25 protein-coding genes and 1 pseudogene are annotated in these 21,065 nt (G+C 52.5%); all 26 read left to right on the top strand.

Annotation, left to right across the window (positions count from 1 at the left end):
- Positions 1 to 66 precede the first annotated feature (66 nt).
- The 26 genes and pseudogenes from amgK (at position 67) to NQ012_RS01540 (ending at position 20,903) form a co-directional block, all read left to right on the top strand.
- Positions 67 to 1,071 (top strand): N-acetylmuramate/N-acetylglucosamine kinase AmgK, encoded by a 1,005-nt coding sequence (gene amgK / locus NQ012_RS01665; RefSeq protein WP_257065744.1) that lies wholly within the window; start codon positions 67 to 69, stop codon positions 1,069 to 1,071.
- A 220-nt stretch (positions 1,072 to 1,291) separates the two neighbouring features.
- Positions 1,292 to 1,576 (top strand): hypothetical protein, encoded by a 285-nt coding sequence (locus NQ012_RS01660; protein WP_085366715.1) that lies wholly within the window; start codon positions 1,292 to 1,294, stop codon positions 1,574 to 1,576.
- A gap of 138 nt (positions 1,577 to 1,714) precedes the next feature.
- Positions 1,715 to 2,761, top strand: coding sequence for an ABC transporter permease subunit (locus tag NQ012_RS01655; RefSeq protein ID WP_257065740.1), 1,047 nt, complete (start codon positions 1,715 to 1,717; stop codon positions 2,759 to 2,761).
- Positions 2,762 to 2,817: 56 nt separating this feature from the next.
- The gene (locus tag NQ012_RS01650) at positions 2,818 to 3,840 is read left to right on the top strand and encodes an ABC transporter permease (RefSeq protein ID WP_257065738.1); all 1,023 of its coding nucleotides are present in this window, start codon (positions 2,818 to 2,820) and stop codon (positions 3,838 to 3,840) included.
- A gap of 33 nt (positions 3,841 to 3,873) precedes the next feature.
- Positions 3,874 to 4,857: a putative phage abortive infection protein gene (locus NQ012_RS01645; RefSeq protein ID WP_257065736.1), complete on the top strand. Its 984-nt coding sequence runs from the start codon at positions 3,874 to 3,876 to the stop codon at positions 4,855 to 4,857.
- A gap of 31 nt (positions 4,858 to 4,888) precedes the next feature.
- Complete coding sequence (gene hisI, locus NQ012_RS01640; protein ID WP_257065735.1) at positions 4,889 to 5,287, top strand: phosphoribosyl-AMP cyclohydrolase; 399 nt, start codon at positions 4,889 to 4,891, stop codon at positions 5,285 to 5,287.
- Positions 5,288 to 5,330: 43 nt separating this feature from the next.
- The gene (locus NQ012_RS01635; RefSeq protein WP_257065734.1) at positions 5,331 to 5,654 is read left to right on the top strand and encodes a phosphoribosyl-ATP diphosphatase; all 324 of its coding nucleotides are present in this window, start codon (positions 5,331 to 5,333) and stop codon (positions 5,652 to 5,654) included.
- A 151-nt stretch (positions 5,655 to 5,805) separates the two neighbouring features.
- Positions 5,806 to 6,129, top strand: coding sequence for a histidine triad nucleotide-binding protein (locus tag NQ012_RS01630; RefSeq protein WP_257065733.1), 324 nt, complete (start codon positions 5,806 to 5,808; stop codon positions 6,127 to 6,129).
- Positions 6,130 to 6,184: 55 nt separating this feature from the next.
- The gene (gene tatA / locus NQ012_RS01625) at positions 6,185 to 6,391 is read left to right on the top strand and encodes a Sec-independent protein translocase subunit TatA (RefSeq protein WP_085366704.1); all 207 of its coding nucleotides are present in this window, start codon (positions 6,185 to 6,187) and stop codon (positions 6,389 to 6,391) included.
- Between the two features lie 3 nt (positions 6,392 to 6,394).
- A complete protein-coding gene (gene tatB / locus NQ012_RS01620; protein ID WP_257065729.1) occupies positions 6,395 to 6,940 on the top strand; it encodes a Sec-independent protein translocase protein TatB in 546 nt (181 codons plus the stop codon).
- A 7-nt stretch (positions 6,941 to 6,947) separates the two neighbouring features.
- Complete coding sequence (gene tatC / locus NQ012_RS01615; RefSeq protein ID WP_257065727.1) at positions 6,948 to 7,706, top strand: twin-arginine translocase subunit TatC; 759 nt, start codon at positions 6,948 to 6,950, stop codon at positions 7,704 to 7,706.
- A 205-nt stretch (positions 7,707 to 7,911) separates the two neighbouring features.
- Positions 7,912 to 8,286: a DUF2069 domain-containing protein gene (locus tag NQ012_RS01610; protein ID WP_257065725.1), complete on the top strand. Its 375-nt coding sequence runs from the start codon at positions 7,912 to 7,914 to the stop codon at positions 8,284 to 8,286.
- On the top strand, positions 8,279 to 10,108 hold the full coding sequence (locus tag NQ012_RS01605; RefSeq protein WP_257065724.1) for a PglL family O-oligosaccharyltransferase: 1,830 nt from the start codon (positions 8,279 to 8,281) through the stop codon (positions 10,106 to 10,108). Before NQ012_RS01610 ends, NQ012_RS01605 begins: the two co-directional genes overlap by 8 nt.
- Before the next feature lie 181 nt (positions 10,109 to 10,289).
- Positions 10,290 to 10,967, top strand: coding sequence for a two-component system response regulator MisR (misR, locus tag NQ012_RS01600; protein ID WP_085366700.1), 678 nt, complete (start codon positions 10,290 to 10,292; stop codon positions 10,965 to 10,967).
- Positions 10,968 to 10,986: 19 nt separating this feature from the next.
- On the top strand, positions 10,987 to 12,363 hold the full coding sequence (locus tag NQ012_RS01595; RefSeq protein WP_257065723.1) for a HAMP domain-containing sensor histidine kinase: 1,377 nt from the start codon (positions 10,987 to 10,989) through the stop codon (positions 12,361 to 12,363).
- A gap of 458 nt (positions 12,364 to 12,821) precedes the next feature.
- A complete protein-coding gene (locus tag NQ012_RS01590; protein WP_257065722.1) occupies positions 12,822 to 13,085 on the top strand; it encodes a DUF4212 domain-containing protein in 264 nt (87 codons plus the stop codon).
- Positions 13,086 to 13,089: 4 nt separating this feature from the next.
- Positions 13,090 to 14,859: a sodium:solute symporter family protein gene (locus NQ012_RS01585; protein WP_257065721.1), complete on the top strand. Its 1,770-nt coding sequence runs from the start codon at positions 13,090 to 13,092 to the stop codon at positions 14,857 to 14,859.
- 374 nt (positions 14,860 to 15,233) lie between these two features.
- Positions 15,234 to 15,764 carry a hypothetical protein gene (locus NQ012_RS01580; RefSeq protein WP_257065720.1) on the top strand — a complete coding sequence of 177 codons (531 nt, stop codon included), beginning with the start codon at positions 15,234 to 15,236 and terminating at the stop codon, positions 15,762 to 15,764.
- A 155-nt stretch (positions 15,765 to 15,919) separates the two neighbouring features.
- Positions 15,920 to 16,606 (top strand): PIN domain-containing protein, encoded by a 687-nt coding sequence (locus NQ012_RS01575; protein WP_257065719.1) that lies wholly within the window; start codon positions 15,920 to 15,922, stop codon positions 16,604 to 16,606.
- Complete coding sequence (locus tag NQ012_RS01570) at positions 16,600 to 17,076, top strand: hypothetical protein (RefSeq protein WP_257065718.1); 477 nt, start codon at positions 16,600 to 16,602, stop codon at positions 17,074 to 17,076. The genes NQ012_RS01575 and NQ012_RS01570 overlap by 7 nt, the downstream gene beginning before the upstream one ends.
- A 21-nt stretch (positions 17,077 to 17,097) precedes the next feature.
- Positions 17,098 to 18,108 carry a tetraacyldisaccharide 4'-kinase gene (lpxK, locus tag NQ012_RS01565; RefSeq protein WP_257065717.1) on the top strand — a complete coding sequence of 337 codons (1,011 nt, stop codon included), beginning with the start codon at positions 17,098 to 17,100 and terminating at the stop codon, positions 18,106 to 18,108.
- A 23-nt stretch (positions 18,109 to 18,131) separates the two neighbouring features.
- Positions 18,132 to 18,662 (top strand): DUF2059 domain-containing protein, encoded by a 531-nt coding sequence (locus NQ012_RS01560; RefSeq protein ID WP_257065715.1) that lies wholly within the window; start codon positions 18,132 to 18,134, stop codon positions 18,660 to 18,662.
- Between the two features lie 19 nt (positions 18,663 to 18,681).
- Entirely contained in the window at positions 18,682 to 18,864 is a 183-nt protein-coding gene (locus NQ012_RS01555) for a Trm112 family protein (protein WP_085366693.1), read from the top strand.
- On the top strand, positions 18,861 to 19,625 hold the full coding sequence (kdsB, locus tag NQ012_RS01550; RefSeq protein ID WP_257065713.1) for a 3-deoxy-manno-octulosonate cytidylyltransferase: 765 nt from the start codon (positions 18,861 to 18,863) through the stop codon (positions 19,623 to 19,625). The genes NQ012_RS01555 and kdsB overlap by 4 nt, the downstream gene beginning before the upstream one ends.
- 308 nt (positions 19,626 to 19,933) lie before the next feature.
- Positions 19,934 to 20,101 (top strand): annotated as a pseudogene (locus tag NQ012_RS01545) (lipoprotein signal peptidase).
- 25 nt (positions 20,102 to 20,126) lie between these two features.
- Positions 20,127 to 20,903 (top strand): sulfite exporter TauE/SafE family protein, encoded by a 777-nt coding sequence (locus NQ012_RS01540; protein ID WP_257065712.1) that lies wholly within the window; start codon positions 20,127 to 20,129, stop codon positions 20,901 to 20,903.
- The last annotated feature ends 162 nt before the right edge of the window (positions 20,904 to 21,065 follow it).

Genomic DNA, 21,065 nt, shown 5'->3' with positions numbered 1-21,065 from the left:
CACCTTAAATCGGTTTTGCCAGTTAGAATAGCGGCTATTCTAACCCGAAAAATCAAAAAAACCATCATGCAACGACAAACCGAACTGAAAAACTGGCTTGAAACGGTTTACCCGAACCGGATTTTTGAATTGAGTTTTGCCGCCGCCGATGCGGATTTCCGACGTTATTTCCGTGCCGCTTTTTCAGACGGCGGCACGGTTGTCTGCATGGATGCGCCGCCCGATAAAATGAGCGTGGCACCTTATCTGAAAGTGCAAAAATTATTTGACATGATAAACGTGCCGCAGGTTCTGCATGTCGACGAAAAACTCGGCTTTATGGTGTTAAACGATTTGGGCAACACCACTTTTTTAACCGCCATGCAGCAGGCGCGCAACGAAACGGCCGATAAAGCGCTGCTGCTCGAAGCCATCGACGAATTGGTGGTTTTGCAGAAAAACAGCCGCCCCGGCCTGCTGCCCGAATACGACCGCGAAGTGATGCTGCGCGAAATCAACCTGTTCCCCGAATGGTTTGTGGCCAAAGAGTTGGGCAAAACCCTGAATTTCAAGCAGCGCGAATGGTGGAACCAAACCGTTGAAGCGCTGCTGCCGCCCCTTTTGGCACAGCCGCAGGTGTATGTGCACCGCGACTATATCGTCCGCAACCTGATGCTGGCCGAAGGACGCCCGGGCGTGCTGGATTTTCAAGACGCGCTCTACGGCCCGATTGCCTACGATTTGGTGTCGCTGCTGCGCGATGCCTTTATCGAGTGGGAGGAAGAGTTCGTGTTGGATTTGGTGATCCGCTATTGGGAAAAGGCGCGCGCCGCCGGCCTGCCCGTGCCGGAGCAGTTCGACGAGTTTTACCGTTGGTTCGAATGGATGGGTGTGCAGCGCCATCTGAAAGTGGCAGGCATTTTCGCGCGCCTTTACTACCGCGACGGCAAAGACAAATACCGCCCCGAAATCCCGCGCTTTTTAAATTACCTGCGCCGCGCTTCGCGCCGCTATCACGATTTGGCGCCGCTGTATGCGCTGCTGGTGGATTTGGTGGGCGACGAAGAGTTGGAAACGGGCTTTACCTTCTGATTGCCTGAAAATTGTTTTCAGACGGCCTTTACGAATGTAAACGGGCCGTCTGAAATTTTTGTTTAAAATGAAAGCAGTATCACGAAAACTTATGTAAATCTGCACCAGATTGCAACAGCGCAGCGTAAAAAACACCCCGCCGCTTGCCGCCGCCGCCGTTTGCCCCTATTCTGCATACACCGGCGTATGTATCGCGCCATTATCCAAAGGAAACACTTTCATGAACAAAACCAAATTCTTTGCCTTGTCTGCCGTTGCCGCGCTTGCCCTTAGCGCCAATGCTTATGCGGCCAAAGAAATCAAAGTAGCTTCTAACAACACACCTTACACTCAAGACAACGTGCAGAAACTCGCCGCCACCGCCGTGAGCATGGGGGTGAAAGAGCCGGTTAACCTGAATCTGGCCGGCGGCAGCCTCACCGTTTCCGGCAGCAGCGCCACCAAGTGCGTATTCAAGGTGGGCAACGGCGACAGCCCGAAAATCCAAGGCGTAAACTGCAAATAACGGCTTGCGGCTTTCGCACCGTTTGTTTTCAGAATCCGGCCGCAGCGTGTTTAAGCGCTGCGGTTTTCCGTTTTCAGACGGCCTTAATCTTGATAAGATGCCCGCATTTTCCAAACCGTATTTATAAAGAGACGCGCGATGTGGCGTTATATTTTCCAACGCTTGCTGCTGCTGGTACCCACGCTGTTGGGCATTTTGGCGGTAACGTTTGCCGTTATCCAATTCGTGCCCGGCGGGCCGGTGGAGCAGATGGTGCAGCAGCTCACCCAAACCGGTGCGGGTGGCGAAACGGCTGCGGCGGGCGGCATGCTCAAAAGCGGCGGCCGCCTGAGTGCGGAGGATATGGCCGCACTCAACGCCCTATACGGTTTCGACAAACCGCCGCTCACGCGCTTTATCGAAATGGTCGGCCGCTTCGTGCGCTTTGATTTGGGCGAAAGCTTTTTCCACCATCAAACCGTGTTCGAGCTGGTGAAAGAAAAAATGCCGGTGTCGATGAGCCTGGGTTTGTGGACGTTTTTTCTCACTTATTTCATCTGTATTCCCTTAGGCATTGCCAAAGCCGTGCGCGACGGTTCGCGGTTCGACGTTGTGTCGGGCGCGGTGGTGTTGGTCGGCTATACCGTGCCGCCGTTCGTGCTGGGTTTGGTGCTGCTGGTGTTTTTCGGCGGCGGCAGCTTTTTCGCTTGGTTTCCGCAGGGCGGCTTGGTGGGCGACGATTGGGAAACGCTCGGCACGGCGGCCAAAGTCAAAGACTATCTCTGGCACATGGCGCTGCCGGTTACCGCTTCGGTGGCGGGCAATCTGGCGGTGATGACGGTGCTCACCAAAAACGTGTTTCTCGAAGAAATCCGCCGCCAATATGTTTACACCGCCCGCGCCAAAGGCCTGCCCGAGCGGCAGATTTTGTGGAAACACGTTTTCCGCAACGCCATGATCCCGCTGGTTACCGGTTTTCCCGCCGCCTTTATCGGCGCGTTTTTCACCGGCAGCCTGCTGATAGAAACCCTGTTTTCGCTCGACGGCTTGGGGCTGCTTTCTTACGAAGCGGTGATGAAGCGCGATTATCCGGTGGTGATGGGCACGCTGTATGTGTTTACCCTGATGGGGCTGCTGGCGAAACTGCTGTCGGATATTTCGTATTCCTGGGTTGACCCGCGCATCCATTTCGGCGGGCAGAAATAAACCGCAGGCCGTCTGAAACGCTTTCAGACGGCCTATCGCAACCATACCAACACACCATGCAGAAAATATTCTCTTCCCAAGCCTGGCAGGCATTCAAACAGCACAAGCGCGGCTGGCTGGCGTTGCGCCTGCTCTCGGTGCTGTTTGCCGTGGCGCTGCTGGCGCCCGTGTGGAGCAACGATAAGCCCTTATGGGTGAAATACGACGGCCGCTATTATTTTCCGCTAGCCAACACTTATAACGAAACCGAGTTTGGCGGCGATTTCGACACACCCGCCGATTATTTCGACCCGCTGGTGCGCCGCAACATCACCACCGGCGGCAATTATGCCGTGTATCTGCCCAACCCTTATGCCGCCAATACCTTAAACGAATTCGACACGCAGCCCGATCCGGCCGGGCCGTCTGAAAGGCATTGGCTCGGCACCGACGACCGCGGCCGCGACGTGCTGGCACGGCTGGTGTACGGCTTTCGCGATTCGCTGTTGTTTGCGCTGGCGCTCACCGCCGTAACCACCCTGATCGGCGTGGCGGCGGGCGCGGTGCAGGGCTATTTCGGCGGGCGGGTCGATTTGCTGATGCAGCGCTTTCTCGAAATCTGGGGCGGCCTGCCCGAGCTTTACCTGCTGATTATTTTGTCGTCGTTTTTCAACCCCGGCCTGCTGGTGCTGCTGGTGATTCTGTCGCTGTTCGGCTGGATGGGGCTTTCGGATTACGTGCGCGCCGAGTTTCTGAAAAACCGCCAGGCCGATTATGTGTTGGCTGCCAAAAGCATGGGCGTTTCCAACGGCCGCATTATGTGGCGGCACATTCTGCCCAACAGCCTCACGCCCGTGTTGGCGTTTCTGCCGTTCCGCATTTCCGGCGCGGTGCTGGCGCTCACCAGTTTGGACTTTTTAGGCTTGGGCGTGCCCGCTTCGCAAGCCAGCCTGGGCGAACTCTTGGCGCAGGGCAAAGACAACCTCGACGCCTGGTGGATAGGTTTATCCGCCGTGGGCGCATTAACGGTGATGCTGCTGCTGTTGGTGATGATAGGCGAGGGGCTGCGCCATGCGTTTGATGTGCGGGCGAGAAGTTAAGGCTGTTTGGGATAATTTGCGGATTGATTTGTTATGGATGAAAAACAAGAAAAAACAGGAAGCGATACACCCGAAATCAAATGGTATCAGGGGCTGATAGGCTTAATTGCATTTATTTTTATTTTGCTGATGGTTGCCCCCATTTTAGTTCTTTACTACGATAATTTTGGCAGTAGAGAATTAAGCGAATCCCCCGAGCAATGGGGGCAGTTTGGAGACTATATTGGCGGCGTGCTAAATCCGATATTCGGCTTTGCTACTTTTATTGCATTGCTATATACGATTAAGTTGCAAACAGAAGAGTTGAAGGCAACAAGGGAGGAGTTGGCCAGAAGTGCTAAAGCCCAAGAAAACTCCGAACAGGCATTGGCTGAGCAATCTAAAATATTTCAAATTCAACAATTTGAATCAACTTTTTTTTCAATGTTGGATTTGTTAAATAAGCTATCTACTCATGTAACTAATGCAATACCATTTAAGTTATCTTTTCCCGATAGACAACCTTGCATCGATGGTGATACTGATCGTTTTCAGAGTTATAAAGATTCCATGTATGATGAATTGTTTGGTATTTATGTTTTTTATGGTGATAAAGTTAACCTACATCCAGATTTTTTAGGTGAGCTAGTTAGATCGAAAGAGTATATAAATGAATATTTTTCAGAGTTTAAACAATTTTCTCTTCTTTTATATCAAATCTTAAAATTTATTCGCAGTTTATCGGCGGAAGAAGCGCAGGAATGTTCGGAAACGGAAAAAAGATATAGCAATATTGCCAGGGCTTCGATAGATTTAAGGATATTGCAAATTTTGGCAGTTTATATTATCTGTCAAGATATGGAGTCATACAGGCCGTATCAGGATTTATTTGAAAGGTATGCTTTTTTGGAGCATATGCCGTTTAAACTAGCCGGAAAAAAAGAATATCGCAGCAACCTGTTATTGTGCCGCGTTTTTTATGGAGATAGCGCATTTGGGGACAGTGATTATGTGAAAAAATTACCGGAGTTTGGTTAATCTATTGAAAGATGATGAGTAAGGAGCAACCATGTCGCAAGCATTATTGGAAAGCGTGAAATTCGACGCCAACGGTTTGGTGTGCGCCATCGCGCAAGACGCGCAAACCCTGCGCGTGCTGATGGTGGCGTGGATGAACGCCGAAGCCCTGCAAAAAACCGCCGAAACGGGTTTTGCCCATTATTACAGCCGTTCGCGTAAAAAACAGTGGATGAAAGGCGAAGAATCGGGGCATACACAAAAAGTTCACGAACTTAGGTTAGACTGCGACGGCGATGCGGTGGTGATGCTGATCGAACAGGCGGGCGGCATCGCCTGCCACACCGGCCGCGAAAGCTGCTTCTACCGCGTGTGGCGAAACGGCGCATGGCAAACGGCGGATGCGGTGCTGAAAAGCGAAACGGAAATTTACGGCAAACCGCATGGTTAAGGCCGTCTGAAAAGTTAATATTTTCCTGAAATGGAAGCGAGAAATGACCGAACAAGTGCTGATTGAAATCCAAAACGTGATTGATTCCCGCAAGGGGCAAAACCCCGAAACGTCTTATGTTGCCCAACTTCTGCACAAAGGCGGCGACAAAATCCTGAAAAAAGTGATCGAAGAGGCGGGCGAAGTGCTGATGGCCTCGAAAGACGGCGGGGGTGAGCATTTGGTGTATGAAGTGGCCGATTTGTGGTTTCACACGCAGGTGCTGCTGGCGCACCACGGCCTGCGGGTGGAGGATGTGGTTAACGAGCTGGCGCGCCGGCAGGGTTTGTCGGGGCTGGCGGAGAAAGCCGCGCGGAAGGAAGGTTAACGCCCGGAGCAGTTTGAAAACGGCTTCGGTTTAAAAATAGCTTCGCGTGTTGAAACTGTATTACAATCCGTATTCTTGTGAGATGCAGGCCGTCTGAAAGTCTGTTTTCAGACGGCCTGTAATTCTTTCAAAAATAATTGGAGTATCTCTGATGACAGACTGTATTTTCTGCAAAATCGCCGCCAAAGAAATTCCCTCATCGGTGGTGTATGAAGACGGCGAAATGCTGTGCTTCAAAGACATCAACCCCGCCGCGCCCGTGCATTTGCTGCTGATTCCGAAAGTGCATTTCGATTCGCTGGCGCACGCGCAGCCGGAGCATGAGGCTCTGTTGGGCAGAATGATGATGAAAGTGCCGCAAATCGCCGAAGCGGCGGGCTTGACCAACGGTTTCAAAACCCAAGTCAACACCGGCAAAGGCGGCGGGCAGGAAGTGTTCCACCTGCATATCCATATTTTGGGGCGGCCGGCATAAAGTGCGTCAGGCCGTCTGAAACATTATTGAAGCAATTGAAATTAAAGGATTAACAATGGGCAGCTTTTCTATTTGGCACTGGGTGATTGTGCTGGTGATCGTGGTTTTGGTGTTCGGCACCAAAAAACTGCGCAATGTCGGCAAAGATTTGGGCGGCGCGGTGCACGATTTCAAACAGGGCCTGAACGAGGGCAACGAAGCCGGCCAAGCCAAAAAAGACGATGTGATCGAGCATCAAAAAGACGACAACAAATCGGCCTAAACCATGTTTGATTTCGGCTTTAGCGAGCTTTTGCTGATCGGCGCGGTGGCGTTGGTGGTGCTCGGCCCCGAGCGGCTGCCCAAAGCCGCGCGTATGGCGGGCAACCTGGTCGGCCGCGTGCAGCGCATGGTCGGCAGCGTGAAGCAGGAGTTGAGCGCGCAGGTGGAAATGGAAGAGCTGCGTAAAGCCAAGCAGGAATTCGAATCGGCCGCCGAAAACCTCCGCACCGAAATCGGCAGCGTGGGCGAAAGCGCGCAAAGCAGCCTGAACGAGATTTCGAGCGGCCTCAAACCGTGGGAGCGCGTGCCCGAGCAGCGCACGCCCGCCGATTTCGGCGTGGACGAACACGGCAGGCCGCTGGCCGGTGCGGGTTTGCCCGAAGCGGGGCGGGAAGCGGCTTGGGCATCTTATTTGGCGCCGTCTGAAAACCCTGTATCTGTCGGCGGCGGTTTTCAGACGGCCTCTCTGCATAAACAGGCGATGCGGCGCAAACGCGATATGCGCCCGCGCCACCGCCCCAAACCGCAGTTGCGCGTGCGCAAGAAGTGAGTGAACGGTGTCTGAAATCGAACAACCCTCCCAACCGCTGGTTGAGCATCTGATCGAACTGCGCCGCCGCCTGATGTGGATTGCCGCAGTGATGCTGCTGTGCTTTTTCGGCCTGATGCCGTTTGCGCAGAAGCTCTATACCTTTGTGGCGCAGCCGCTGATGGCCACGCTGCCGGCCAACACCAGCATGATTGCCACCGATGTGATTGCGCCGTTTTTCGTGCCGGTAAAAGTAACGCTGATGGCGGCGTTTCTGCTGACGCTGCCGCATACGCTTTATCAGGTGTGGGCGTTTGTGGCGCCCGCGCTTTACCAAAACGAAAAACGGTTGGTGATGCCGCTGGTGTTTTCCAGCGTGGTGCTGTTTTTCGGCGGCATGGCGTTCGCTTATTTTCTGGTGTTTCCGGTGGTGTTTAAATTTCTGGCGGGCGTAACGCCGTTGGGCGTGAACATGGCCACCGATATCGACAAATACCTTTCTTTTGTGTTGGGGATGTTTGTGGCGTTCGGCACCACGTTTGAAGTGCCAGTGGTGGTGGTTTTGCTCAACCGCATGGGCGTGGTGTCGGTTGCACAATTGAAAGCCGCCCGCCCGTATGTGATTGTGGGGGCGTTTGTGGTGGCCGCCGTGATTACGCCGCCCGACGTGATTTCGCAGGTGCTGCTGGCGGTGCCGCTGATTTTGCTTTATGAGGCGGGGTTGTGGTTCTGCCGCTTTGTGAAACCCGTGCCGTTGCGGCAGGAAGCGGAAAGCGCCGCCGACTGATGTGTTTCAGGCCGTCTGAAAAGTTTTCAGGCGGTTTGGTTTATTGTGTTTTGTTTATGACATAGGGCTAAAAAATATGGGGTTTTTGAGCAGATGGGAATTTTTCTGCCTGAAAACTAACTAACCCGATTAGGCCGCCTGAAAATAAGCTCGAATTTTTCAGACGGCCCGACCGGAACGCCGAATGATGTTGGAAACTAAAATAATGGATGCACAACAACCCGCCGCCGGCAAAAGCCGGCCTCATAAATTGGCCGTTGGCAGCCTGCTGGCGCTGATTTTTATCAGCCTCGCCTGGGAATTGTGGCTGGCGCCGCTGCGGCCAGGCGGCTCTTGGCTGGCGGTGAAGACGCTGCCTTTGTGCCTGCCGCTGGCCGGTATTCTCAAGGGCAGGGTTTATACTTTTCAATACAGCAGCCTGCTGGTTTTGCCGTATTTTGCCGAAGCTGTGGTGCGTCTGTTTGATGCTTCGGCGGCGAGCCGCGCCTGCGCGGGGGCGGCATTGTTGTGTTCGGCGGCGTTTTTCGTTGCCTGTTTGGCTTATGTGAAACAACAGCGTAAGGCGGTTGGGAATGTTTAGAGAGATTTCGTTTTCAGACGGCCGCGAAACGGTGTGGACCATGCGTTTGTGGCCGTTGTGGTTTTGCTTTATTTGGATTTGCGTGGCACCGTTTGTGTCGCTTTACCGTGTGGGGCCGCTGTCGAGCTTTTATCTTGAAGCCGGTTCGCTGGCCGGCGCGGTGATGCTGCTGCTGTTAACGGCGTTGTCGGGCCGTTTAAATGTGAAAGTGCCGGCGGCGGGCGTGTATTTTCTGGCGTTGGCTGCGTTTTGGTGGTTGCAGGCGCGGGTGATGGGGTTGCTTTACCCGGGCATGAACGACATGGTAACGGCATCGTTTGTGATTCTGGCGCTGGCGGCATGGGCCTGCCGGGGCTGGGTGGCCGGCTTCGGCCAGGAACGGGTGGTGTCGGTGTTGGCGTGGGTTTTGTTCGGCGGCGCGCTGGTGCAGGCGGCGGTGGTGCTGTTGCAGTTTACCGGCTGGGCGTCGGCGGAAATGTTCCACGGCATAGTGGCCTACCGGGGCGTGCGCGAAATCAGCGGCCAGCTCGGGCAGCGCAACCATTTGGGGCATTATCTGATGTGGGGCACGTTGGCAGCGTCGTATTTGTGGGCGCAGCGCAGAATGCCCGGCTGGCTGGGTTTTCTGGCGGTATTGGTGCTCACCTCCGCTTTGGGTTTGGTGAACTCGCGCACGATTTTCACTTATGTGCTGGGCGTGGGGCTGCTGCTGCCGTTTTGGCGGATATTGGCGGGGCGCGAAGCCAACCGCATTGTGTCGGTGATGTTGTTCACGCTGGTGATGACGGTGGCGGTGCAGTTCGGCATCAGCCCGCTGCTCGATTTGTTTTCGGGCGTGCAATACGACACGGCGCTGGAACGTGTTGAAGGCAGCAGTTTCGGCGGTTCCGCCCGCGAGGTGGAGTGGCGCAAGGCTTGGGCGGTGTTTTTGTCGGCACCGTTGTGGGGGCGCGGTTGGGGCAGTTATGCGCTGCAAGGTTTTTTGGCACATGCCGAAACGGGGCAGTTTACGCCCAATCATCTGAACGTGCTGTTTACCCATTCGCATAACCTGTTTTTCCAATTGCTGGCCGAAACGGGGCTGGCCGGAACGCTGGCCGTGGCGCTCGGGTTTGCGGCGGTTGTGTGGCGTATGGTAAAGCGGCCTGCAAACGCCGCTTCGCTGCTGTTGCTGGCGATGATGACCGTATCGCTTTGCCACAGTATGCTGGAATACCCGCTCTGGTATATTTATTTCCTCACCCCGTTCGCCTTAATGATGAGCTTGTCGCCCGCGCGCGAAAGCGATGTTTCAGACGGCCTGCAATCGGTTAAAAGACACAATATCGGCGGGGCGGTGCTGGCAGTGTTTTTGTTGGTGGGCATCGTCCGCCTGGGCTTTGTTTACACCGATCTGACGGCCTTTGACCGCCAGCCCAAAGGCGAAACCGTGGAACAGGCGGCAGAAAAAATCAGCGGTCTGAACCGGATTGCCGAAACCGAACCCATGTTGCGTTATTACGCCCAACTGTCGCTGACCCGCCGCGCCAACCCGGCCGACGAAGTATTGCAGCCGTGGGCGGAGGAAGCCGCATCCGAAGCCCTGCTGTTCCGCCCGTATTCCAATGCCTATCAGGCTGGGTTCTACAGCTACCGTATGGGCAAAGAGGCTGAAGCGCGCGAATGGCTGCGCAAAGTTTATCTTTATTATCCGTTTATGATGCCGTATTATGCAGAAAAGATGCGCAGCAACGGCCTCCTGATGCCGCTGGAAGCGCAGATTAAAGCAGTATGTAAAGATTTTAATGAAAAATATCCTAAAGAAAAACAATGTGATATTTAATAATTTACTGCTCTGTAAACAGGCCGTCTGAAATGTAAAGGCCGTCGGCAGCATTGCAAAAAAGCGCAAAAGCATAGAAACACACGCTATCAACAAAGACGATTTGCATGTTAAGATTCGCAGCATATCCAACGGCCGCCCGAGCAGGCGGCTGCCACAGCAATCATATAAAGGACAGACCATGAGTCGCGTATTATTGGTAGATGATGATGCTTTGTTAACCGAGCTGTTAACCGAATACCTAACGGCCGAAGGTTTGAGCGTACACAGCGTGCCCGATGGCGAAGCCGGCGTGCAGGAAATTTTATCCGGCCAATACGATGTTGTCGTGTTGGACTCGATGATGCCGAAAATGAACGGCTTGGACGTATTGAAAAACGTGCGCAACCAAAGCACCGTTCCCGTGATTATGTTAACTGCCAAGGGCGACGATATCGACCGTATCATCGGTTTGGAAATGGGCGCCGACGATTATGTGCCCAAGCCCTGCACCCCGCGCGAACTGTTGGCACGCATCAACGCCATTTTGCGCCGCGCACAGCAATCGGGCGAGCAAACCAGCAGCCCCAACAGCATTTCGGTGAGTGATGTCGTGCTGTATCCGGCCAAGCGGCAGGCAACAATCAAAGACACACCGCTGGAGCTGACCAGCACCGAATTCAACCTGCTCGAAGTGCTGATGCGCCATGCCGGCCAAGTGGTGAGCAAAGAAACCCTGTCGGTTGAAGCGCTCGACCGCAAATTGGCCAAGTTCGACCGCAGTATCGACGTGCATATTTCCAGCATCCGCCACAAATTGGGCGATGCCTCCCTAATTCAAACCGTGCGCGGCTTGGGTTACCTGTTTGTGAAAAACTGATGAAAAGATAAACAGCTAAATGAAACTGTTTCAACGCATATTCGCCACGTTTTGCGCAGTCATAATCTGCGCCATATTCGTGGCGAGTTTCTCTTTCTTACTGGTTCAGAACACCATAGCCGAAAACCATTTCCAACAGCGGCGCACCATCGAAACTACCTTGATGAGCAGCATCGTTTCTGCATTCAAAGCACGCGGAGAGCAAGGGGCGCGTGAAATTTTAGATGAGTGGAAAGGTAATTCTGTTGTACAAAATATATTCATAGTCATCGGTGATGAAAAGAAAGATATTCTGAATCGTCAAGTAGAAGGAAAAATAATTGAAGAGGCACGAGCATTCGCTACTGAGTACCCTAATTCAGGATTGGCGCGCATCGAGTTTGACCGTTGGGGCGAAGAATATCTGTTTTTTATCCGCAACTGGGACAACCAGCAAATCCAGCGCCTGCCCAGCCCGCTGTTCATACCCGGCCTGCATCTGAAACCGATTTGGCACGAATTTATCATTCTTTCGTTTATCATTTTGGTAGGTTTGCTGTTGGCCTATATTCTCACCAACAACATCATCAAGCCCATCCGTGTGTTGGGGTTCGGCATGAACCGCTTGGCTGCGGGCGATTTGGAAACCCGTATTGCCCAGCAGATGGACGACCGCGACGACGAGCTTTCGCAACTTGCCGGCCAGTTCGACAAAATGGCGGCTCAATTGCAGAAACTGGTTGCCAAAGAACGCCATTTGCTGCACCACGTTTCCCATGAAATGCGCTCGCCGCTGGCGCGTATGCAGGCGATTGTCGGCCTGATTCAGTCGCAGCCGCAAAAGCAGGAGCAGTATTTGAAGCGCTTGGAGGGCGAGCTGACCCGTATGGATACGCTGGTGGGCGAGCTGCTGACGCTTTCGCGTTTGGAAACATCGAATATGTCTTTAGAAAAAGACAATCTGGCACTGGTGCCGTTTTTCACGCAATTGGTGGAAGACAGTCAGGCCGTTGCAGAACAAAACGGCCAAAAAGTATTGCTTGAAATCGAAAAAGTGCCGGAAACCGCGCAGTTGCATGCCAACGAGGGGTTTCTCTACCGCGCTTTCGACAACGTTATCCGCAATGCCATGGCCTACAGCCCCGAAGGCAGCACGATTAAGGTGTTTCTACACCAAGATGCCAAAAACTGGTTGGTGGATGTTACCGATAACGGCCCGGGCGTAGATGAAATGCAGCTACCGCATATTTTTACTGCGTTTTACCGTGCCGACAGCAGTGCACACAAACCGGGCACCGGTTTGGGCTTGGCGATTACCCAGCACGTTATCCATCAGCACTGCGGTAAAATCATAGCCGAAAACATACGCCCCAACGGTTTGCGAATGCGTTTTATCTTGCCGAAGCAGGGTAAGTAAACACCGTTGGAATCCACACATAAAAGGCCGTCTGAAAATATTTCAGACGGCCTTTTACGCAATATTATGCCGGAAGTGCTGCATTATGCCGATTGTTGTTCCGTGTAATTTTTATGTAATTTTATTATTTTTTAAAATCAATATGTTGCATTTTAGTATCAAATTTCTTTTTTGGCTTGATAAATTTTGCTTATGCTTTTTTTATTTAATTTTAATAAATTAATGATTTTTATATACATTATTCATTTAAAAATCAATAGATTAATTTTAAAAACAAAAGATTTGTAAAGAAGTGTATTGCAATAGGTTTAATCTATGCTATTCTGCACCTGAAACTACATGGTGCAACAGTTTGTGGTTTGTTTCAAATAGCTGATATTTCCGGAAAATTTAAGTATTTCCCGTCATATCAGCCCTTTATCTAAGAAGAAATCTGAAAAAGCAAGGAGGAAACAATCATGTCTACCGATAAACATGATGCCGTCGGTTACTGGAAAGCGAACGTCCGCATTATTATGACCTGCCTGATTGTGTGGGCTATATGTTCTTACGGGTTTGCCATTATATTGCGTCCCGCATTGGCAGGCATTCAAATAGGTGGTTCGGATTTGGGCTTCTGGTTCGGCCAGCAGGGTTCTATTCTGACCTTCATCGCCATTATTTTCTTTTATTCGTGGAGAATGAATAAGCTTGACGAAGAATACGGCGTACACGAGGAGTGAGACCATGAGCCAATTTGTGATTAACCTGATTTTCGTTGGCGCGTCTTTTGCGTTGTATTTCGGTATTGCGATTTGGGCGCGCGCCGGTTCGACCAAAGAGTTCTACGTTGCCGGCGGCGGCGTGCATCCTGTGTTGAACGGCATGGCAACCGCGGCAGACTGGATGAGTGCCGCTTCGTTTATTTCGATGGCGGGCTTGCTGGCGATGACCGGTTATGGCGCCTCGGCTTATCTGATGGGCTGGACGGGCGGCTATGTGCTGCTCGCCTTGCTGCTGGCTCCGTATCTGCGTAAATTCGGCAAATTTACCGTGCCCGATTTTATCGGTGACCGCTTCTACAGCCGCACCGCCCGTTTGGTGGCAGTTGCATGTCTGCTGATCGCTTCGACCACTTACGTTATCGGTCAGATGACCGGTGCCGGCGTAGCGTTTTCCCGCTTCTTAGAAGTAAGCAACACGACAGGCCTTTTGATTGCCGCCGTGGTGGTGCTGTTTTACGCGGTGTTGGGCGGCATGAAGGGGATTACTTATACGCAGGTTGCGCAATATGTGGTGTTAATCGTTGCCTATACCATTCCTGCGGTATTCATCTCTTTCAATTTAACCGGTAATCCTATTCCGCCGTTGGGTTTGTTCGGCACGGATACTGCTTCAGGTATGCCGTTGCTGCAAAAGCTCGATTTGCTGGTAACCGATTTGGGCTTTGCGGCCTATACCGCAGATGTGCCCAATAAATTGAATATGTTCCTGTTCACTTTGTCGCTGATGATCGGTACCGCCGGTTTGCCGCACGTGATTATCCGTTTCTTTACCGTGCCGAAAGTGTCCGATGCGCGTTCATCTGCTGGCTGGGCGTTGGTGTTTATCGCGTTGCTTTATACCACCGCTCCCGCAGTAGGCTCCATGGCACGCATTAATTTGATCAACACCGTTTATCCGAGCGGCGTGAAAGAGCAGCCCTTGAGCTACGAAGCCCGCCCCGAATGGATGAAAAACTGGGAAGCCACCGGTTTGCTGAAGTTTGAGGATAAAAACAGCGACGGCCATATCCAATACTACAACGACAAATCCGCAACTTTTGAAGCCACAGCTTCAGAGCGCGGCTGGCAAGGTAACGAGCTGACCGTGAACAACGACATTCTGGTATTGGCCAACCCTGAAATCGCCAATCTGCCGGGTTGGGTTGTCGGTCTGATTGCAGCGGGCGGTTTGGCAGCTGCACTTTCCACCGCAGCAGGCTTGCTGTTGGCAATTTCTTCAGCCGTGTCGCACGACTTGATTAAGAAAACCCTGAAACCCGATATTTCGGAAAAAGGCGAACTGATGGCAGCCCGCGTATCCATGACGTTGGCGATTGTGGTGGCAACTTGGTTGGGCATCAACCCGCCCGGATTTGCCGCACAAGTGGTGGCGCTGGCATTCGGTATTGCAGCCGCCTCCATCTTCCCCGCCTTGATGATGGGTATTTTCTCGAAACGCATCAACAGTACGGGTGCAACCGCCGGCATGCTGGTAGGCTTGATTTCCACCTGCGTATATATCTTCTTGTATATGGGCTGGTTCTTTATCCCCGGCACCAATAACTTTGAAAACGTGGAAGCCAATTGGTTGTTCGGTATTTCACCCTTGTCGTTTGGTGCGGTAGGTGCGATTCTCAACTTTGTCGTGGCGTTTGTGGTTTCTTCCGCAGGCAAAGCGCCGCCGCAAGACGTACAGGATTTGGTGGAAAGCGTTCGCTATCCGCGCGGTGCCGGACAGGCCATCGACCACTAAATCTCGCTTTATCGGGCTTCTTTCGGGAAGCCCGAATTTTTCCCTAACACAGTAGTGATTCATTAGTAGATTTGCACATTTGCGATACAAGGCGCAAGCCGCTTTGTTCTGATTGAAATGTAATCGACTATGGCGGAAAAACTTATTTCTGCCGCAAGGCGGCAAGCCGCAGACAGTACAGTCGTACGGAACCGATTCTGTTGCCGCTTTAGCGGCTTACAAAATCGTTCTCTTTGAGCGAAGGCGCAGCAACACCGTGGCAGAAATAAAGTTTTTTCGCTATATAATATCGAAACCTTGCCAAACGGGGCTGCCGCACAGACCCTAAAATTAAAAATATCAGGCGGAATTTCCGCCGAATTAGAGAGCACATCATGATTTGGGAACTAATCGCCACAGTTTTTGCAGGTTTGGGTGCCGCCGGCATCGTATTGGGCCTGCGTGTCTTTTTTAGAAAAATGCCGAAATGGCTGGTGCCAGCAGGCGCAGGCTTGGGTATGCTGCTGTTTCAGATATACAGCGAATACACATGGTACGGCCACACGCGCTCATTGCTGCCGCAAGGCACGGTTGTGGTGGCCGAAATAGGAGAAACCGCTCCCTATAAACCCTGGAGCTACTACAAACCGCAAATATTGCGCTTTGTGGCGGTGGATACCGGTAAACTGCTGGCGGTTAACGGCGATAAAAACATCATACAGGCCAACCTGTATTTTTTCGAACGGCGTATGAGCGCCCACACCTGGCCCGTGCTGGTTGACTGCCAAAAACGCCTACAGGCCAATATTCGCGAAACCCGTAACGGCATACCCGAGCCGGGCGAGTGGGGTAAAACGGAATATACTGAAAAAATTGCCCAAGCCGTATGCGGGCAAGCACTTATAAGCAGCGGCCAAATGTCTTGATGCAGGCCGTCTGAAAGCATTTTGATGGTTATCTGTGAATATGTTATTTACAGATATTTGAAGAAATAAAACAAAAATATCAATGCTGTTGTGGAAATTATTTTTCATACGGCCTCGTTGTGTTAATCAAATATTTTTACTAAGGGGTATTAAAGATGAAACATATCTTGATTGACTTTGAAAACGTTCAACCTGAGCCTATGCAATTGAATGGGTTGGATGATGAAAACTGCCATATCTGGTTGTTTTTGGGCAAGTTGCAACAAAAAGCATTGTCGGTAGAACTGTGTGAAGCCTTGTGCCGTTTCGGTAAAAACGTTCATTTTGTGCGTGTGGCTAAAACGGGAAAAAATGCGTTGGATTTCTACCTTGCTTATTATTTGGGCAAAATTACAGAGCAAGACAAAAATGCGTTGGTGTGTATTTTGTCGCGCGATGGTGGTTTCGATGTGTTGGTTGAACACTTGAAAACCGGATATCTTTGCCGTGGTATTGTGAGGTTGGGCAGTTTGGAGGAAGCACTTAGGCCGGAAGAAATGCTGCTTGCCTCCCCTTTTTTACAAAACGATGGGGTAACTAGTTGTACTATTGCAGCAGAAATCTTACCGCATCAAGATATTAAGCTTATAGGGGAGTGCCAAAAGAAAGTTGCACAGGCATTAATGAAAAAAGATGTTTTCCGTCCCCACAGTAGGGGCAATTTGATTTCGGCAATCCATAAATTTATCTTATGTGAAGAGCTTGGAAGTTTGGATTTGAAAGAAAAGCATAAGATAGCGGAAGAAATTGTTGCCAAGCTGGAACAAAAGGATTCATTAAACCTGAAAGTAACGGCTTGTTAAGCTATCATTTTGTAAATCATGAAGAATTATTGGAAATTCTAACTCAGCAGGTTAAAGCCTCTAAAGCAAAAACCGTAACGGCCCTACAAAATGTAATAAGAGCGAAGGCAGCGGGTTGTTATTATGATTTGGCAGATAATGATATAGACACCTTGATTACTTATTTGAAGAAAAAGCAGATATTGAAGCAGGCGGGCGATAAAATCGAATATGCACCGTTTACTGTCCCTGCTGGGAAGCCGGCACAACCTATTATCGTTAATAATCAGGAAGACGTAAAAATCATACAGGCGGCTAATCAGTTTTTTACAAAATGTGCCCAAAACAAGCCTACAAGTAAAAAAGCATTGGTAAATTCGTTTAAAGCCACATTAAAACTACAAGATCAGCAAATTGAAACACTGATTCAGGTTTTGACTGCACAGAAAAAATTTACCATCGGCGAGACCGGGAAAATCACTTATCAATAAATATTCAACAAGGCCGTCTGAATGCCCAAACTCCATCAAATCATCGAACGCCACTGGCAGCAGCCCAATCCGGTTTTGAGCGTGCTGCTGTGGCCTTTGTCGCGCCTGTTTCAGACGGCCTCGGGCATACGCAGACGGTTGTATCTGGCGGGCCGTCTGAAAAGCGAAAAACTGCCTGTGCCTGTGGCGGTGGTGGGTAACATCCACGCAGGCGGGGCGGGTAAAACGCCGGTGGTGTCGGCGCTGGTAAAAGGTTTGCAGGCACGCGGCATCCAAGCGGGCATTATCAGCCGCGGCTACGGGCGCACGGGCAGCGGCGTTTATGTGTTGCAGCCCGGCAGCACGGCGGCGGAGGCGGGCGACGAACCTTTGCTGCTTTACCGCCAAACCGGCGCACCCGTTGCGGTGGGCAGCAGCCGGGCGGAAGCGGGCAGGGCGTTGCTGGCGGCGCACCCCGACATCAAGCTGATTATTACCGATGACGGCCTGCAACATTATGCTTTGCGGCGCGATTTGGAAATCGTGGTGTTTCCCGCCGCCGATGCGGGCCGGCGCAGTTTGGATTTATTGCCCAACGGCGGCCTGCGCGAGCCTTTGGGCCGCCTGCAAACGGCGGATGCGGTGGTGTTGAGCGGCGGCACGGGCGGGGAAGATACGGCGCACCTGCATGAAAACATATTTTACAGCCGCTTGCAGGCAGGAAAAATCTACCGCTTCAACCGCCCGGGCGAATATTTGGATACAGGCCGTCTGAAACATCTGCGTGTGGCGGCGGTGGCGGGCATTGCCAAGCCCGAACGCTTTTTCAACACCCTGCGCGGCTTGGGTGTCGTATTGGCCGAAATGCGGGCGCTGCCCGACCATGCAGCTTTGTCTGCCGCCGATCTGCCGCAGGCGGATGTGGTGCTGGTTACCGAAAAAGATGCGGTGAAACTTTCAGACGGCCCGTGGGAAAACGTGTGGGTGCTGCCTGTTTGTGCGATAATCGATCCCGATTTGGCGGCTTTTGTTGCAGGCCGTCTGAAGATTTGAACTGGAAAAAAAGGATGATAAATATGAAAACCCGATTGATGTGTGCGGCGGTATTGTGCGTGGCCGCAGGTTTGGCCCAAGCCGCGCCTGCCAGCAAGGCTTCGGTAGAAAAACTGTTCGACGTGCAGAACTTCGACAAAATGATGGACGACACCGCCAAGGCCATGCCGGCCGCCGCCGCTGCGTCGGTGCAGCAGTCTATGCCCGATGTTCCGGCAGATAAACGCCAAAAAGTGCAAAGCATCATCAACCGTTATATGAGCGACTATATGCGCGAAGTAGGCGAGAAAAGCACCCGTGCCGAAATCCGCCGTGTGGCGGTGGAAGGCGTGCAGAAAGTTTACACGCAGGAAGAAGTGGACGCGATGATTGCGTTTTACGGCTCACCCGTAGGCCGCTCGATCACCGCCAAAATGCCGCAATACCTCGAAGCGACCATGAACCCGATGATGAACGTGATGCAGTCGAAAATGCAGGCGTTCCAGCAGAAAAACGGCGTGAAAATGCAGCGCGAAATCAATCAGGCTATTTGCGGCAAAAACACCTGCAACTAACAGGAAAGCCAACCCCGATATGGAAAAGAAATTTCTAGATATCCTCGTATGCCCCGTATGCAAAGGCAGCCTGGAATACAAACAAGACAAGCAGGAATTGTGGTGCCGCCAGAGCAAACTTGCTTATCCGATTAAAGACGGCATCCCCTTTATGCTCGAAAACGAAGCCCGCGAGCTAACCGAAGAAGAGCTGCACGCATGAGCGCGTTTACCGTTTTGATTCCCGCGCGGCTGTCGTCGTCGCGCCTGCCCGAAAAAGCGTTGGCCGACATCCACGGCAAACCTATGGTGGTGCGTGTGGCGGAGCAGGCGGCCAAAAGCGCCGCCGAACGCGTGATTGTGGCCACCGACCACGCCGACATTGCCGCCGCCTGCCAAGCGCACGGCATCGCCAGCGTGATGACCGCGGCCACCCACGAAAGCGGTACCACCCGTTTGGCCGAAGCCGCCGCCAAGCTCGGCCTGCCGCCGGATACCGTGGTGGTCAACGTGCAGGGCGACGAACCGCTGATTAACCCGCAATTAATCGACCGCACCGCCGCGTTGTTGGTGAAAAACCAAGTGCCGATGGCCACCGCCGCGCATCCCATTCGCGATTTGGCCGAATTTCTCAACCCGAACTGTGTGAAAGTGGTGTTGAACGCCGCAGGCAACGCGTTATATTTCAGCCGCGCGCCGATTCCCTATCCGCGCGATGCGATAGCCGCTTCCCCGCAAGCCCTGCCCGCGGGTTTTTCCCCTTTGCGCCATATCGGCATTTATGCCTACCGCGCCGGCTTTTTGCAGCAATACGCCGGCCTGTCCGCGTCGCCGCACGAAACCGACGAATCGCTGGAGCAGTTGCGCGTGTTGTGGCACGGCCATCCGATTGCGGTGGAAATCACCGAAACCGCGCCCGCCGCAGGGGTGGATACCGCCGAAGACTTGGCACGCGTGCGCTCGGTGTTTCAAGAATATGCCTGATAACGCGGGTTCGGTAGGGCAGGTAATGACAAGCAACGGGTAAGGCCGTCTGAAAAGGGTAACCTTTGCAAAATTCACTTAGGCGGAATTTTTGCAAGTTATTTCGACACCTTGAAACACTCAACGTCATGCTCGGGCTTGACCCGGGCATCTTTTGTTTTCCAGTCAATACCGGCGAGGCGGGATACTCGGGTCAAGCCGGGTTTGACGAAGTTCGGCATTTCAGACGGCCTCGACAACTGGCCGGCGGCTAAGGCCGTCTGAAACACCCGGCAGCTGTTATTGCCCGTTTACACAGGATGAGACCTTTGCAAAACCCCCATCTGCGGCGCATTTCTGCGTTGTGCGCTGCTCGCTCGCTTGCCTAACTCCATGTTATGTCTGCGCTCGCTGCGCTGCTACGCCTTGAACTGCATCCACATCTGGGGGTTTTGCAAAGGTCTCAGAATGGTACGGCAGACGTTCAAGATGGATAACGGCAGATAAACTTCGGGTAACTGTTTGGATTTTATTTACAATATGGATTTAAGCCTGTGGCACTATCTGGCTGTTGCTGCGTTGGGTATCGTGGCCAGCATCATCAATATTTTGGCGGGCGGCGGTTCCAACCTGATTCTGCCTTTGCTGATGGCGTTCGGTTTGCCGCCCGACATCGCCAACGGCAGCAACCGCGTCGGCATATTTTTCCAATCGTTGGCCGGTATCCGCGGCTTCAGAAAAGCGGGTGCGCTGCCCACCCATGATTTGCGTGGGATTTTGCTGCCGATGGTTGCGGGCGGGCTGGCCGGCTCGGTGTTGGCTTCGGTGCTGCCCAATGAAATTTTGAAGCCGGCGCTGCTGGCCTGCATTCTCGGCGTGGCAACTTTAACCTTTCTCAAACCGCAATTGTTGCTGCCGCCCCAAAACGCGCAAGAGAAAAAAGTGACCGAAACGCGCGGAGCGTCGGCGTTGCTGTTTGCAGTCGGCATCTACGGCGGCTTCGTGCAGGCCAGCACCGCGTTTTTGCTGCTGCCTGTTTTGGCCGGCTTGCTGCACTACAACCTGTTGCGAGCCAATGCGTTGAAACTGGTGTGTACGCTGGCGTTTACCGTGGTGGCACTGGCCGTGTTCATCGCCAGAGGGCAGATTTGGTGGGACGTCGGCCTGGTGCTGGCGGCAGGCAATGCCGCCGGCTCGATGATAGGCGTGAAAATTGCGCTGAAACTTTCGCCCGACATCTTGCGCAAGATTCTGTTTGCGATGACGGTGGTGGCCGTGGCGGCGGCTTTTTTGAAATAGCCCTTTGGACAGCCCGGCTTCTTTCGGCAAATAACACTTGAAACCTATAGTGAATCCACACATTTTCAGTACAAGGCAGCAAGCCGCAGACAGTACAGATAGTACGGCAAGGCGCAGCAACGCTGTAATGGAAATTCAGTGGATTCACTATATCCGGCACAA

Source organism: Neisseria dentiae (assembly GCF_024580525.1).
GTDB lineage: Bacteria > Pseudomonadota > Gammaproteobacteria > Burkholderiales > Neisseriaceae > Neisseria > Neisseria dentiae_A.
This window is presented reverse-complemented; position numbering and strand designations above follow the sequence as displayed.